Here is a 12,265-nt window from a genome sequence, read left to right on the forward strand (position 1 = left end):
CGGCTGGCCGACGCGCCCTCGGATCGCTTCGATTCCGCTCAGGCGGTGAACCGCAGCCGGCGACGACGCGCCACCAGGAACAGGCCCGCGCCGGCGAGCAGCAGCAGGGCGGCGCCGGACGCGAGGCCGCCGGTGGAGGCGCCGGTCAACGGCAGCGCGCCGCCGCCGGCTCCGCCGCCGCCGCAGTCGGCGGGCTGCTCCCACTCCCACGGGCCGAAGTAGTCACCGTCGGGGTCCCAGTAGTCGTACTCGGCGACGACGGCCTGCCCCTCCCTGCCATCGAAGGTCTCCTCGATCGTCTGGCCCGGCTTGACGACCCGCTTGCGGGCCTTGCCGTACGTCGGCGAGAAGGTCACCGTCCAGGTGTCGCCGTTGGGCGGGTCGGCGAAGAACAGGGTGAAGGTGTCGCAGGTGGAGCGGGTGGTCACGTTGGCGAGGGCGCAGTTGCCCGGGTCCGTCCAGAGATAGGTGGCGAGCGGTTCGGTGCTGCCCGCCACGGTCACGCTGACCCCGTCCCAGCCCTCGACCGGGAAGCGCACGTCCTTCTTCTCGCCGGGGGCGAGCGGCACCGTCTGGGCGGCGCCGCCGGCCGGGATCGAGGCGAGCAGGAGTTCGACGGCGGGCGCCTTGGCCGGGTTGGTCAGGCGCACGTCGATCGCGCTCGCGCAGATCGAGGTGAAGCTGGCGGTCGGCCCGCCCGGCTGGTCCTTCGTGCCGCAGGTGCCGGCGAGCGCCACCACGCCCTCGCCGGCCTGATCCTCGGTGTGGCCGTTGTTCCACTGCGCCCGTACGGCCAGCCGGGCCTCGGTCGCGTCATCGGGCACGGTCTGCACGCCGATCACCGGCTCGCCGACCGGGTGCGGGAACTCGTTCTCCGGGCTGGGGGTGATGGCGCCGACAGCGGTGCCGGCCGGTGCGGTGTCGACGGCGACGAAGCGGAAGCTCGTCGCCGCCGGCGGGGTGCTCTCGCTGCGTACCGTCCACCGGACCTGGTAGCTGCCGTCGACGCAGCTCGCCTCGCCCTGGACCGCGGTGTGGTGGGCGCTGGCCGGGGCGCCGAGGGCGACCACGCCGGTGAGGCCGATCACCGCCGCGCCGAGAACGGCGAGCGGGCGGCGCCAGAGCGTTCGATGCCTCTTCATGGACTCTCCTGCCGTCGGACGTGCCTGACGCAAAGAGCCGGCCAGGCCGGTGCGGGTGAGGGATCGACGGCCATGCGACTCACGGATGGCCGGTTCGTCGCCCGACGGTAACCACGAGGGGCGCATCCGCGCGGTCCCGTGCGGTCCCGGAGGTCGTCTCCCGTGGCCGAATCGTGACCCGTCCGCTCCGGCCCGCCTCGAAGTCGACGAGGGCGCGCTCTGCGGTGGACGGGCCACGGTGGACGCGGAAACGACACGGGCGCGCCGACCGGTCGGTCGACGCGCCCGTGGCGCTGTTGGATCAGGCGTTCACACGCCGTCGGATCAGGCGGTGAAGGTCACCCGACGCCGACGCGCGATGACGAAGAGCACCGCGCCCACGGCGAGCAGGGCCAGCGCGCCCGCGGCGATGCCGCCGGCCGCCGCACCGGTCACCGGCAGGCCCGGCTCCTCGCCGCCGGCCCCGCCGCCGCCGCACTCACCCTCGGGGGCGTACACGGCCTCCAGCTCCAGGTCCAGCTCGGGGAGGGCGACCAGCGCCTTCTCGTCCTTGCCGGCCTTGAAGGTCACCGACTCGGACTTGCCCGGCTCGACGGTGCGGGTCTCGGTCTTGCCGCCGTAGGTGAACTCCACCTTGACCGGCATGCCACCCTCCGGGTTGGTCGCGGTCAGGGTGAAGTTCTTGCAGTCCGCCTTGGTGGTCACCGTGGGCAGCGGGCAGTCCTCGGGGCGCTGCCACGAGTACGTGCCCTTGTCGATCACCTTGCCGTCGACCAGAACCTCGACCTTGCCGGCGTTCTCGGCGGGCACCACGATGCCGTTGTCGGCCTTGCCAGGCTCGACGGTGACCTTCTTGGACCAGCCGTTCTCGCCCTTGACCTCGAACTCGACCGGGTACTTGCTGATCTTGCCGTCGTTGCTCAGCGAGACCGTGACGGTGCCGTCGCAGTTGGACGCGAAGGTGGACGCCGGGGTGGTGCAGCTCTTGTCGCCGCCGTTGTACCAGCCGTCCGGGCCGGTGGAGCGGTTGCCCGGAGCGCCCGGCGAGCCGAGCTTGATGTTGCCGTAGCGCTTGCCGCCCTCGGCCAGCGGGTCGATGACCTCGTCCGCGTCGCCCCAGATCAGGTCGACCTGGGTGTGGCAGTTCGGGATCTCGACGTTCAGCTCGATCTCGGTTTTCGTGCCGCCGATCCAGTCGCTGTCCGGCGTGCCGTAGACGTACTGCGGGGTGGCGAACTGCGGCCGCGGCGCGAAGTACGAGACCAGCGTGAACGGCTGCTTCGCCTCACCGCAGAGCGGCAGGTCACCGTCGAGCTTGACGGTCGCGGTGCCCTTCGGCCCGTCGAAGGTGTGGCTGTACTTCGCCTGGCTGGCGTCCACGCACTTCGGCGCCGGGGTGCACGGCTTGTCGGCGGACAGCGTGATGCTGCCTTCGTTGGTCGCCTCCTGGCCGTTCTGCTTCCACTTGCCGTGGATGGTCAGCTTGGCGCTCGCGGTGTCGCCGGGCACCCGCTGGACGGCGTTGACGGTGCCGGCCTTGTCGATGACCGCGCCCTCCAGCAGGACGGGCTCGGCGCTCTCGATCGCCAGGTTCACCGGGGTGGCCGGCTCCGCGGTCACGTTCATCAGCGTGACGGCCTTGTCGCGCTCGCTGTTCTCGACCTTCCACGTGATCACGCGCTCGCCGGTGAGCTGGTCACAGTCGACGGTGCCGGTGATGGTGGTGTGGTGGGCGCTGGCGGGGGCGGCCAGCGCGAAGGCGCCGGTGAGGCCGAGCAGAGCGGCCCCCAGGACGGCCAGCGGTCGCCGGAGCGACAGCTTGGGACGGATCACGCGTACTCCCGGGGTGAAGAAGCGTCAGGGGTGTCTACACGGGAGGCGGCTGGACGGTCGCTTGCGAGCGTGGAGCACGTCCGGTACGGGCCTCCGCGTGTTGTGAGCCGATATCAGGTCATCGGCACCCGGCAGACCCTAGCGATTACGCCGCCGTCGTTACAGCGCTCAGCATCCGCTAAGACTGATGTTATGGATTTGAGATCATTGATATACGAGGGGTGATCTTGCGGTTGCGCGGACCGTACCGGCGGTGTCGGCCGGCGCCCGCGCGAGGTCGCGTAGCGTCGGAGGCATGAGCAGGTGCAGACGATGACCCGCATCGTGGCCGGGGCGCTCGGCGGACGTCGGATCGCCGCGCCACCCGGCGCCGGCACCCGACCCACCTCCGATCGGGTCCGGGAGGCGCTGTTCAGCGCCGTGCAGGCCGAGAAGGATCTCGTCGGCGCCCGCTTCGCCGACCTCTACGCCGGTTCCGGGGCGGTCGGGCTGGAGGCGCTCTCCCGGGGCGCCGAACACGTGCTGCTGGTCGAGTCCGACCCCCGGGCGGCCCGGGTGATCCGGGAGAACGTCGCCGCGCTGCGCGCCGCGCCCGCCGCCCGGCTGGTCGCCGGCAAGGTGGCGACCGTGCTGGCCGCCGGCCCCGAGGGGGAGCCCTACGACGTGGTCTTCGCCGACCCGCCGTACGCGGTGCCGGACGACGAGATCACCGCCGTGCTGACCGCGCTCGTGGATCGCGGCTGGCTGGCGCCCGACGCGCTCGTCGTGGTGGAGCGCTCCAGCCGGGGCGCCCCGCTCCACTGGGTGCGGGGCGTCACCGGCGAGCGCAGCCGCCGCTACGGGGAGACCACCCTTTGGTACGGTCGCCGATCATGAGACGTGCGGTGTGTCCCGGCTCGTTCGACCCGGTCACCAACGGACACCTCGACATCATCGGCCGGGCCAGCCGGCTCTTCGACGAGGTGATCGTCGGCGTGCTGGTGAACCAGTCGAAGAGCGGCCTGTTCACCGTCGAGGAGCGGATCGACATGCTCCGCGAGGTGACCGCCTCGTACGAGAACGTCCGGGTGGAGTCCTTCCGCGGGTTGCTGGTCGACTTCTGCCGGGCCCAGCAGGCGAGCGTGCTGATCAAGGGCCTGCGCGCGGTCAGCGACTTCGACTACGAGCTTCAGATGGCGCAGATGAACATCGGCCTGGCCGGGGTCGAGACGCTCTTCATGCCGACCAACCCGCTCTACTCGTTCCTCTCCTCCAGCCTGGTGAAGGACGTCGCCAAGTGGGGCGGGGACATCTCGGCGCACGTGCCCGACCGGGTCCGCGCCGAACTCCAGGCGCGGCTCTCGCCGCCGCCGCGCCACTGACCGGGCCGATCCGACCGGCCCCGCCGACCCGGCCCCCCCGCTGACCGGGCCGGACCGGGCCTGCCGACCGGCGCCCACCGGCGCGGCCGGCCAGGAACGCCACCAGCGCGGCACCCCCGTCGAGTCGCCCGGGTCAGGATGATCCGGGCGTCCCGCCGCGCGGCCGACCGACCCCCGCCGGGCCGCGCGACGCGCCGTGTCGAGGGGGAAGGGTGGCCGGGTGGCGCTGCGCGAGATGATGAGTGGAGCGGGAACCCGGCCGTAGCCCGCATCATGTAGGTCGGCCGAGAAGAACGACAGGAGTGAGGTACCGGTGGACCCGCTCGATCGCATCGACGAACTGATCGCCATGGTGGAGCAGGCCCGCTCCGTCCCGATGTCTCGGAACAACTGCATGGTCGACCGAGGCGAGATGATCGCGGCCCTGGACGAGATGCGCGCCGAACTCCCCGCCGACCTGCGCCGGGCCGCCGCGCTCCTCGATGAGCGCGACAAGATCATGGAGGCCGGCAAGCGCGAGGCGGACCGGATCATCAGCGAGGGTGAGGCGGAACACGCCCGGCTGGTGTCGGTGAACGAGATCACCGTCTCCGCCGAGCACGAGGGCGCGCGGATCATCGCCGAGGCCCGGGCCGAGGCCCAGCGGCTGCGTGAGGAGGTCGACGACTACGTCGACACCGCGCTGGCCAACTTCGAGCAGTTCCTGACCCGCGCGCTCGCCTCGATCGAGCGCGGCCGGGACAAGATGCACGCGCTGCGGGAGATCGGCACCTTCGCTGGGGATGAGGCGGAACGCCCGCTACCCTTCTGAGCGGCACCTCACCAGCCGGCATGCAAAGGCGGGCGTCGCCCCCGGTTCGACGGTCCGGCGGTCGCCCAGGTAACCTTTTTTGTCGGCCTCTCACCGGCCGGAGTCTGACTATGCCCAAACACTCGCCATCGACACTCGACCCCAGGTCGCCGCTGGTCCTCGACACGAGGGACCTGCCGCGTCGGCCTGGCGCGTTGCGTACGGTCAAGCGGGTCGCGCCGGCACCGGCAGACCTCGGTGTGGAGTTGATCGGCGTGCCGGAGGGCGCGGACCTCGACCTCGACCTGAGGTTGGAGTCGGTGTCCGAGGGTGTGCTCGTCTCCGGGACCATCACCGGTCCCGTCCGGGGCGAGTGCGGCCGCTGCCTGCGCGAGATCAACGACTCGATGGCCGTGACGATCCAGGAGCTGTACGCGTACGAGAACAGCACCACGGACGTCACGACCGACGAGGACGAGGTGGGCCGGATGCAGGGCGATCTGATCGACCTGGAGCCGGCGCTGCGGGACGCGTTGGTGCTCACGCTGCCGACCAACCCGCTCTGCCGGGAGGACTGCCCAGGACTGTGCCCCGAATGCGGGGCGCACTGGGATGATCTGCCGGCCGACCACAGTCACCAGCAGATCGACCCGCGATGGGCGGGCCTGTCGCAACTGACCCGTAAAGAGGAGTAAGAACCGTGGCCGTCCCCAAGCGCAAGATGTCGCGCAGCAACACCCGGTCCCGCCGGGCGAACTGGAAGGCGGCCGTGGTCGCGACCGTCGCGTGCCCGCAGTGCAAGTCCCCGAAGCTGCCGCACGCCGCGTGCTCCGTCTGCGGCACGTACAACGGCCGCCAGGTTCTCGAGGTCTGACCTGGACGCCGAGTGACGCCCCCGACCCCTGGTCGGGCGGCGCGCGCACCCTGGCACACGCCCGGTGCCCCGGCTCCCTCCGACGCCGGCCGGCCTGCTCCGGCCGGCGTTCCGATGGAGCCGGGCACCGCGCGGATCGCCGTTGACCTCCTCGGCGGGGACGATGCTCCCGCCGTCGTGGTTGACGGCGCTCTGCGGGCCATGCGCGCCGACCCCGATCTGCACCTGCTGCTCGTCGGCCCCGTCGAGGTCGCCGACGGGCTGATCGCTGCCCTCGGCCCGGCCCAGCGGGCCCGGATCACCGTGCGGCCGGTGCGGGACGCGGTCGGGATGGCCGACCACCCGAGCGCCGCGCGGGCCGAGAGCACCGTGCGCGCCGCCGTCACCGCCGTCCGCGACGGCATCGCCGACGCCGTGGTCTCCGCCGGCTCGACAGGCGCCACCGTCACCGCCGCCGCGCTCGGCTTCGGCCGGTGGCCGGCCGTGCGTCGGCCGGCCCTGGTCGCCACGCTTCCCGCGGTCGCCGGTCCGGTCGTGCTGCTCGACGTCGGCGGCTCCCTGGAACCCCGTCCGGCCACCCTCGCCCGGCACGCCGTACTCGGCGCCGCCTACGCCGCGGTGGCGCACGCCGTCGTCGCGCCCCGGGTCGGGCTGCTCTCCGTCGGTACCGAGGCGGGCAAGGGCGACCGGGTCCGCCGGGCCGCCGATTCCGTGCTCGCCGCCGAACCGCTGCCCTGCGACGCCCGCTACGTCGGCCTCGTCGAGGGGTACGACGTCTCGGGCGGCGCGCGCGCCGATGTGGTGGTCACCGACGGCTTCACCGGTAACGTGCTGCTCAAGGCGATCGAGGGCGCGTACGCGATGGCCGGCGGTCCTCCCGCCGGCGGCGGCGCACCCCGGGCGGCCGCCCTGCTCGGCGTCGCCGGCACCGTGGTGGTCTGCCACGGCGCCGCCGGTGCCGACGACGTCGCCTCCGGCATCGCGCTCGCCGCCCACCTCTGGCGGCGCCGCGCCACCGACTCCGTCGCCGCCCTGCTCGCAGGCGTTGCCCCGACGGACCACGACCGCACCGACCGCCCCACCGACACCGAGGTAGCCACACCATGAGCAACGACAAGCGGCGGCGGGCGTCCGTCGGTCACCTCGAGGCCGCCTTCGGCGTGACGCTCGACCCCGAGCTGCTGGAACGCGCGCTGACCCACCGCTCGTACGCGTACGAGAACGGCGGCCTGCCCACCAACGAGCGGCTGGAGTTCCTCGGTGACTCGGTGCTGGGCGTGGTGATCACCACCGCGCTCTTCCACAACCACCCGGACCTGCCCGAGGGGCAGCTGGCCAAGTTGCGGGCCAGCGTGGTCAACATGCGCGCCCTGGCCGACGTGGCCCGGGGCCTCGGCCCGGACGGGCTCGGCGCCTACCTGCTGCTCGGCAAGGGCGAGGAGACCACCGGCGGCCGGGACAAGGCGAGCATCCTCGCCGACACCCTGGAGGCGCTGCTCGGGGCGATCTACCTCCAGTACGGCCTGGACACCGCCGCCATCGTCATCCACCGGCTCTTCGACCCGCTGATGGCCGAGTCGGCCGGCCGGGGCGCGGCGCTGGACTGGAAGACCAGCCTCCAGGAGCTGACTGCGGCGCTCGGGCTGGGGGTGCCCGAGTACCGGATCGAGGGCGCCGGCCCGGACCACCTCAAGACCTTCACCGCCTGGGTGGTGGTCGCCGGCAACCGCTACGGCGGCGCCGAGGGGCGCAGCAAGAAGGAGGCCGAGCAGCGGGCCGCCGAGGCGGCCTGGCGGACCCTCACCGAGCAGACCGAGCAGACCGACGGCGGGGCCAGCCCGGCTCGGCCCGGTGGCGCCACCGGTAACGGGGCCGGCCCGGCCGACGGAGCCAGCGGCAACGGCAACGGCCCGGCCGGAGGGACCGGTGCGATCGACGCCGGTGCGGTCGACGCCGCACCTGCCGACGGATCGGGTTCCGCACGTGCCTGAGCTGCCCGAGGTCGAGACCGTCCGGCAGGGGCTGGCGCAGTGGGTGATCGGCCGCCGGATCGCCAGCGTCGAGGTGCGGCACCCCCGCGCGGTCCGTCGGCACACGCCCGGCGGCGAGCACTTCGCCGACGTGCTGACCGGCCAGACGGTGCTCGACGTACGTCGTCGCGGCAAGTACCTCTGGCTGCCGCTGGACAGCGGCGACGCGGTGGTCGGGCACCTCGGCATGTCCGGTCAGCTGCTGCTGCAACCAGCCGACGCCCCCGACGAGACGCACCTGCGGATCCGGTTCCGCTTCGCCGACGACGGCCCGGAGCTGCGCTTCGTCGACCAGCGCACGTTCGGTGGGTTGGCGGTGAGCGAGGGCGGCGCGGAGCTGCCGGCGGAGATCGCGCACATCGCCCGGGATCCGATGGACCCGCAGTTCTCCGACGCGGCGTTCGTCACCGCGCTGCGGCGGCGTCGCACCGAGGTGAAGCGGGCGCTGCTCGACCAGACGCTGATCTCCGGGGTGGGCAACATCTACGCCGACGAGGCGCTCTGGCGGGCCGGCCTGCACGGCACCCGGCCCACCGACGCGCTGACCGGCCCGGCCGCGCAGCGGCTGCTCGGGCACGTCCGCGACGTGCTGGGTGAGGCGATCAAGGAGGGCGGCACCAGCTTCGACGCCCTCTACGTCAACGTCAACGGCGAGAGCGGCTACTTCGACCGGGCGCTCAACGTCTACGGCCGGGAAGGCGAGCCGTGCCGGCGCTGCGGCGCGCCGATCCGCCGGGAGCCGTTCATGAACCGCTCCTCCTACAGCTGCCCCCGCTGTCAGCCCCGGCCCCGGGGGTCCGTCCGGGGATGACCCTGAGTCGGGTCGGGGGCGCGCCCCGCGCGTCGGCCCGGGCCGCTCCGGGGCCCTCCCCGGTGATCGTCCGATTCGGCCGGTGACGGCCTGGTTCCGTGCTCCGGCGGACCGCTCGCCCCGCCGGGGTGCACACCCGGGACGAGCCGGGGATGCTCCCGGATGTCCGGGTCTCGTCAGCTCCCTAGCGTCAGCACCGTTGACCTAGGTCTGAGCTGACAGGGGGACCCGCGATGGGGGCAAGACCGGTGACGGTCCGGTTGGCGCGGTGGAGCGCCGAACATCCGTGGCGCGCGATCGCGCTCTGGGTGGTGTTCGTGGCGGTCTGCTTCGTCGGGGGCAGCGCCGCCGGCCTCAACGAGGCCACCGAGTCCGATCAGGCGATCGGCGAGTCCGGCCGGGCCGGGCTGATCGTGTCGGCCGGTGACTTCCACGATCCGGCCGTGGAGAACGTCCTGATCACCCCGCGTGCCGGCACGCTGGACCAGACGGCGGCCCGGGCGGCGGCCGACGACGCGGCGGCCCGGTTGCGGTCGGTGACCGGAGTGGCCGGGGTGGGGCAGCCGGTGCCGGCGCGGGACGGCTCGGCCCTGCTGCTGCCGATCACCATGTCCGGCGATCCGGAGACCGCCAGTGACCGGGTGCAGCCACTGCGGGACGCCACCGCCGGCGTCCAGGACGCCCACCCGCAGTTGCGCGTCGAACAGGTCGGCGGGCCGTCGATCAACAAGGCGCTCGACGACACCCTCGGCAAGGACTTCAAGCGCGCCGAACTGCTCAGCCTGCCGGTCACCCTGGCCATCCTGATCATCGCGTTCGGCGCGTTGATCGCGGCCGGCGTGCCGGTGCTGCTGGCGCTCTCCTCGGTGGCCGCCGCGATGGGCCTCTCCACCCTCGCCTCCCACCTGGTGCCGTCGACGGACGTCACGAGCAGCGTCATCCTGCTGATCGGCATGGCGGTCGGGGTGGACTACTCGCTCTTCTACGTGCGCCGCGAGCGCGAGGAGCGGGCCAAGGGCCGCTCCGGCCTGGACGCGGTCGAGATCGCCGCGGAGACGTCCGGACACGCCGTGGTGGTCTCCGGCTTCGCGGTGATCATCTCGATGGCCGGGCTGCTGCTCGCCGGCGACGCGGTCTTCTCCTCCCTGGCGGTGGGCTCGATCCTGGTGGTCGCCGTCGCGGTGGCCGGCTCGCTGACCGTGCTGCCCGCGCTGCTCGCCAAGCTCGGCCGCTGGGTCGACCGCCCCCGGGTGCCGCTGCTGTGGCGGTTGACCGCGCCGCGTACCGGCCGGCCGGGCGAGCCGGCGCCGCGCTTCTGGCCGGCGGTGCTCCGCCCCGCGCTGCGGGCGCCGGTGCCGACCCTGGTCATCTCGGTCGGCCTGCTTCTCGCGCTCGCCGCCCCGGCGCTGGGCATGAAGCTGAAGTTCCCCGGCATGGAGGACCTGCCGCGCAGCACGCCGGCGATGCAGGCGTACGACCGGCTGACCGAGGCGTTCCCGAGCAACGGCACCAGCCACACGGTGGCGGTACGGGCACCGGCGGCCGAGGCGGACCGGGTGCGGGCGGCGCTCACCGACCTCGCCGGCCGCGCCGGGGGTGACCCGCTCTTCGCCCCCGTCGAGGCGGACGGCCCGAAGATCCAGGTCTCCGACGACCGGCGGGTCTCCGTGCTGGAGGTGGCCACCCCCTACGCCAGCCGCGACGACAAGGCGGTCGACTCGATGCACCGGCTCCGGGACGAACTGGTCCCGGCCGAGCTGCGGGGCATCCCCGGCGCCGAGTACGCGGTCGGTGGCGGGGTCGCCGCCAGCGAGGACTACGCGGGGCACGTGCGGGACAAGCTGCCGCTGGTCATGGGCTTCGTGCTCGTGCTCACCTTCCTGGTGATGGTGCTGACGTTCCGGTCGGTGGTGGTGGCGGTCAGCTCGATCGTGCTGAACCTGCTCTCCGCGGGCGCCGCGTACGGGCTGCTGGTGCTGGTGTTCCAGGGCGGCTGGGCGGACGACCTGCTCGGCTTCACCTCGATGGGGGCGATCGTCTCCTGGCTGCCGCTCTTCCTGTTCGTGGTGCTCTTCGGCCTCTCGATGGACTACCACGTCTTCGTGGTCAGCCGGATCCGTGAGGGGATCCGCGCCGGAATGTCGAACCGGGACGCGGTGGCGTACGGCATCACCTCGTCGGCCGGGGTGGTGACCAGCGCGGCGATCGTCATGGTCGGCGTCTTCTCGATCTTCGCGACGCTCAGCACGATCGACATGAAGCAGCTCGGCATCGGCCTGGCCGCGGCGATCCTGCTGGACGCCACCATCATCCGCGCGGTGGTGCTGCCAGCCCTGATGACCATGCTCGGCGAGGCGAACTGGTGGGCGCCGCGCTTCCTGCGCCCCAAGCCGGCGGCGACGCCGACGGACCCGCCGGCGCCCGCGGACGAGCTGGTGCCGGTCGGCTGAACCGGTGCCGGGGCCGGACCGCGCGCTGCGGTCCGGCCCCGGTCATCCCGCACAGTGCCGGGGCACGCCACGATGTCGACGGCGCAGGCGAGCAGGCTGGGTCCGGTTGCACGGCGGCGGGAGCGGTCACGGCAGCGGGCAGCTGAGCCGCCAGGCGTCGAGCGTGCGCTGCTTGCGGATGGAGGCGAAGCCGTAGCCGACCGTGGTGACGCAGAAGTCGGCGGTCGACCCGGTGTACTCGACGTGGAAGACGGGCTTTCCCGCGTCGGTGAAGGGCAGCAGCTTGGCGCAGAGGTTCAGCCGCACGCACTCCTCGTTGACCGCGAAGTCGAAGTCCGGGGCCAGCGCCGCGAGCTGGGGCACGTCGTTGACCAGCCCGGGGGAGAGGGACAGGGAGCGGGCGAGCGCGGCCAGCCGGCGGTTGAAGCCCAACTGCTCGTCGAAGTCGAGCGGGAAACCCGAGCGGTGCAGGTAGCCGTCCGCGTCGGCCAGAGCCACCGCGCCGAACCCCTTACCCCGGCAGAGCCGGAACCGGTCGGCCAGCGCCGGTCGGATCGCGTCCCACTGCCGTACGTCCAGCCAGTGGCTCTGCGGGCGACGCCCGGCCGCGCCGATCGCGGTTCCGGGGAACCGGGTCGCGTCCGGGTCGGTCGGCAGCACCGAACCGACGTGCACCTGGCAGATCAGCCGCCGGTCGCGGGCGCGCAGCTCGGCGGTCTCCTCGGCGGTGGTGTGCACCGGGTCGAGCAGGAACACGTCCGCGTCGACGTCCGGGTCGAGCGGGCCGGTGAGCTGCCACTGCCACTGCCAGTGGCGGGCCGACCCGGCCGGCCACGGGGTGGGCGCCCCCGGCGGGGTGAACTCCACCCGGCAGCCGTAGACCGGGGTCAGCAGGAGCAGCGCGGCGCCGACCGAGAGACCCCGGCGCAGCCGGCACCGGACGGCGCGTCGCCGCAGCCGGATCCGCATCGGCA

General features: G+C 73.1%; 12 protein-coding genes. 9 read left to right on the plus strand and 3 right to left on the minus strand.

What is annotated here, in order from left to right:
* Nucleotides 1–38: 38 nt before the first annotated feature.
* Complete coding sequence (locus AB0C04_RS13070) at nt 39–1,142, minus strand: LPXTG cell wall anchor domain-containing protein (protein WP_357052730.1); 1,104 nt, start codon at nt 1,140–1,142, stop codon at nt 39–41.
* Nucleotides 1,143–1,466: 324 nt separating this feature from the next.
* On the minus strand, nt 1,467–2,975 hold the full coding sequence (locus AB0C04_RS13075; protein WP_357052733.1) for a cell wall anchor protein: 1,509 nt from the start codon (nt 2,973–2,975) through the stop codon (nt 1,467–1,469).
* A gap of 312 nt (nt 2,976–3,287) precedes the next feature.
* On the opposite strand from AB0C04_RS13075, the gene rsmD reads away from it, so the two are divergent.
* The 9 genes from rsmD to AB0C04_RS13120 all read left to right on the plus strand — a co-directional run bounded on the left by rsmD (nt 3,288) and on the right by AB0C04_RS13120 (nt 11,291).
* The gene (gene rsmD, locus AB0C04_RS13080; RefSeq protein ID WP_357052736.1) at nt 3,288–3,851 is read left to right on the plus strand and encodes a 16S rRNA (guanine(966)-N(2))-methyltransferase RsmD; all 564 of its coding nucleotides are present in this window, start codon (nt 3,288–3,290) and stop codon (nt 3,849–3,851) included.
* On the plus strand, nt 3,848–4,336 hold the full coding sequence (coaD, locus tag AB0C04_RS13085) for a pantetheine-phosphate adenylyltransferase (protein ID WP_350869618.1): 489 nt from the start codon (nt 3,848–3,850) through the stop codon (nt 4,334–4,336). Before rsmD ends, coaD begins: the two co-directional genes overlap by 4 nt.
* 313 nt (nt 4,337–4,649) lie before the next feature.
* Entirely contained in the window at nt 4,650–5,147 is a 498-nt protein-coding gene (locus AB0C04_RS13090; protein ID WP_350869620.1) for a hypothetical protein, read from the plus strand.
* A 110-nt stretch (nt 5,148–5,257) separates the two neighbouring features.
* On the plus strand, nt 5,258–5,821 hold the full coding sequence (locus tag AB0C04_RS13095; protein ID WP_350869621.1) for a YceD family protein: 564 nt from the start codon (nt 5,258–5,260) through the stop codon (nt 5,819–5,821).
* 5 nt (nt 5,822–5,826) lie between these two features.
* Nucleotides 5,827–6,000, plus strand: coding sequence for a 50S ribosomal protein L32 (gene rpmF / locus AB0C04_RS13100; protein WP_088646032.1), 174 nt, complete (start codon nt 5,827–5,829; stop codon nt 5,998–6,000).
* Nucleotides 6,001–6,114: 114 nt separating this feature from the next.
* The gene (locus AB0C04_RS13105; protein ID WP_357052741.1) at nt 6,115–7,107 is read left to right on the plus strand and encodes a phosphate acyltransferase PlsX; all 993 of its coding nucleotides are present in this window, start codon (nt 6,115–6,117) and stop codon (nt 7,105–7,107) included.
* A complete protein-coding gene (rnc, locus tag AB0C04_RS13110) occupies nt 7,104–7,991 on the plus strand; it encodes a ribonuclease III (protein WP_357052744.1) in 888 nt (295 codons plus the stop codon). Before AB0C04_RS13105 ends, rnc begins: the two co-directional genes overlap by 4 nt.
* Entirely contained in the window at nt 7,984–8,841 is an 858-nt protein-coding gene (gene mutM / locus AB0C04_RS13115; RefSeq protein WP_350869628.1) for a bifunctional DNA-formamidopyrimidine glycosylase/DNA-(apurinic or apyrimidinic site) lyase, read from the plus strand. The genes rnc and mutM overlap by 8 nt, the downstream gene beginning before the upstream one ends.
* Before the next feature lie 233 nt (nt 8,842–9,074).
* Complete coding sequence (locus AB0C04_RS13120) at nt 9,075–11,291, plus strand: MMPL family transporter (RefSeq protein ID WP_357052749.1); 2,217 nt, start codon at nt 9,075–9,077, stop codon at nt 11,289–11,291.
* A 126-nt stretch (nt 11,292–11,417) separates the two neighbouring features.
* On the opposite strand, the gene AB0C04_RS13125 is transcribed toward AB0C04_RS13120, so the two are convergent.
* Nucleotides 11,418–12,260 carry an endo alpha-1,4 polygalactosaminidase gene (locus AB0C04_RS13125; RefSeq protein ID WP_357052752.1) on the minus strand — a complete coding sequence of 281 codons (843 nt, stop codon included), beginning with the start codon at nt 12,258–12,260 and terminating at the stop codon, nt 11,418–11,420.
* Between the last annotated feature and the right edge of the window lie 5 nt (nt 12,261–12,265).

Origin of the sequence: Micromonospora sp. NPDC048909 (genome assembly GCF_040649635.1) — a bacterium.
Lineage (GTDB): Bacteria > Actinomycetota > Actinomycetes > Mycobacteriales > Micromonosporaceae > Micromonospora.

What these genes read in the sequence shown, in the direction of transcription:
- AB0C04_RS13070 (WP_357052730.1), bottom strand. Translation starts at nt 1,142, where the DNA reads ATGAAGAGGCATCGAACGCTCTGGCGCCGCCCGCTCGCCGTTCTCGGC.
- coaD (WP_350869618.1), top strand. Translation starts at nt 3,848, where the DNA reads ATGAGACGTGCGGTGTGTCCCGGCTCGTTCGACCCGGTCACCAACGGA.
- AB0C04_RS13125 (WP_357052752.1), bottom strand. Translation starts at nt 12,260, where the DNA reads ATGCGGATCCGGCTGCGGCGACGCGCCGTCCGGTGCCGGCTGCGCCGG.
- AB0C04_RS13120 (WP_357052749.1), top strand. Translation starts at nt 9,075, where the DNA reads ATGGGGGCAAGACCGGTGACGGTCCGGTTGGCGCGGTGGAGCGCCGAA.
- AB0C04_RS13105 (WP_357052741.1), top strand. Translation starts at nt 6,115, where the DNA reads ATGGAGCCGGGCACCGCGCGGATCGCCGTTGACCTCCTCGGCGGGGAC.
- rsmD (WP_357052736.1), top strand. Translation starts at nt 3,288, where the DNA reads ATGACCCGCATCGTGGCCGGGGCGCTCGGCGGACGTCGGATCGCCGCG.
- AB0C04_RS13095 (WP_350869621.1), top strand. Translation starts at nt 5,258, where the DNA reads ATGCCCAAACACTCGCCATCGACACTCGACCCCAGGTCGCCGCTGGTC.
- rnc (WP_357052744.1), top strand. Translation starts at nt 7,104, where the DNA reads ATGAGCAACGACAAGCGGCGGCGGGCGTCCGTCGGTCACCTCGAGGCC.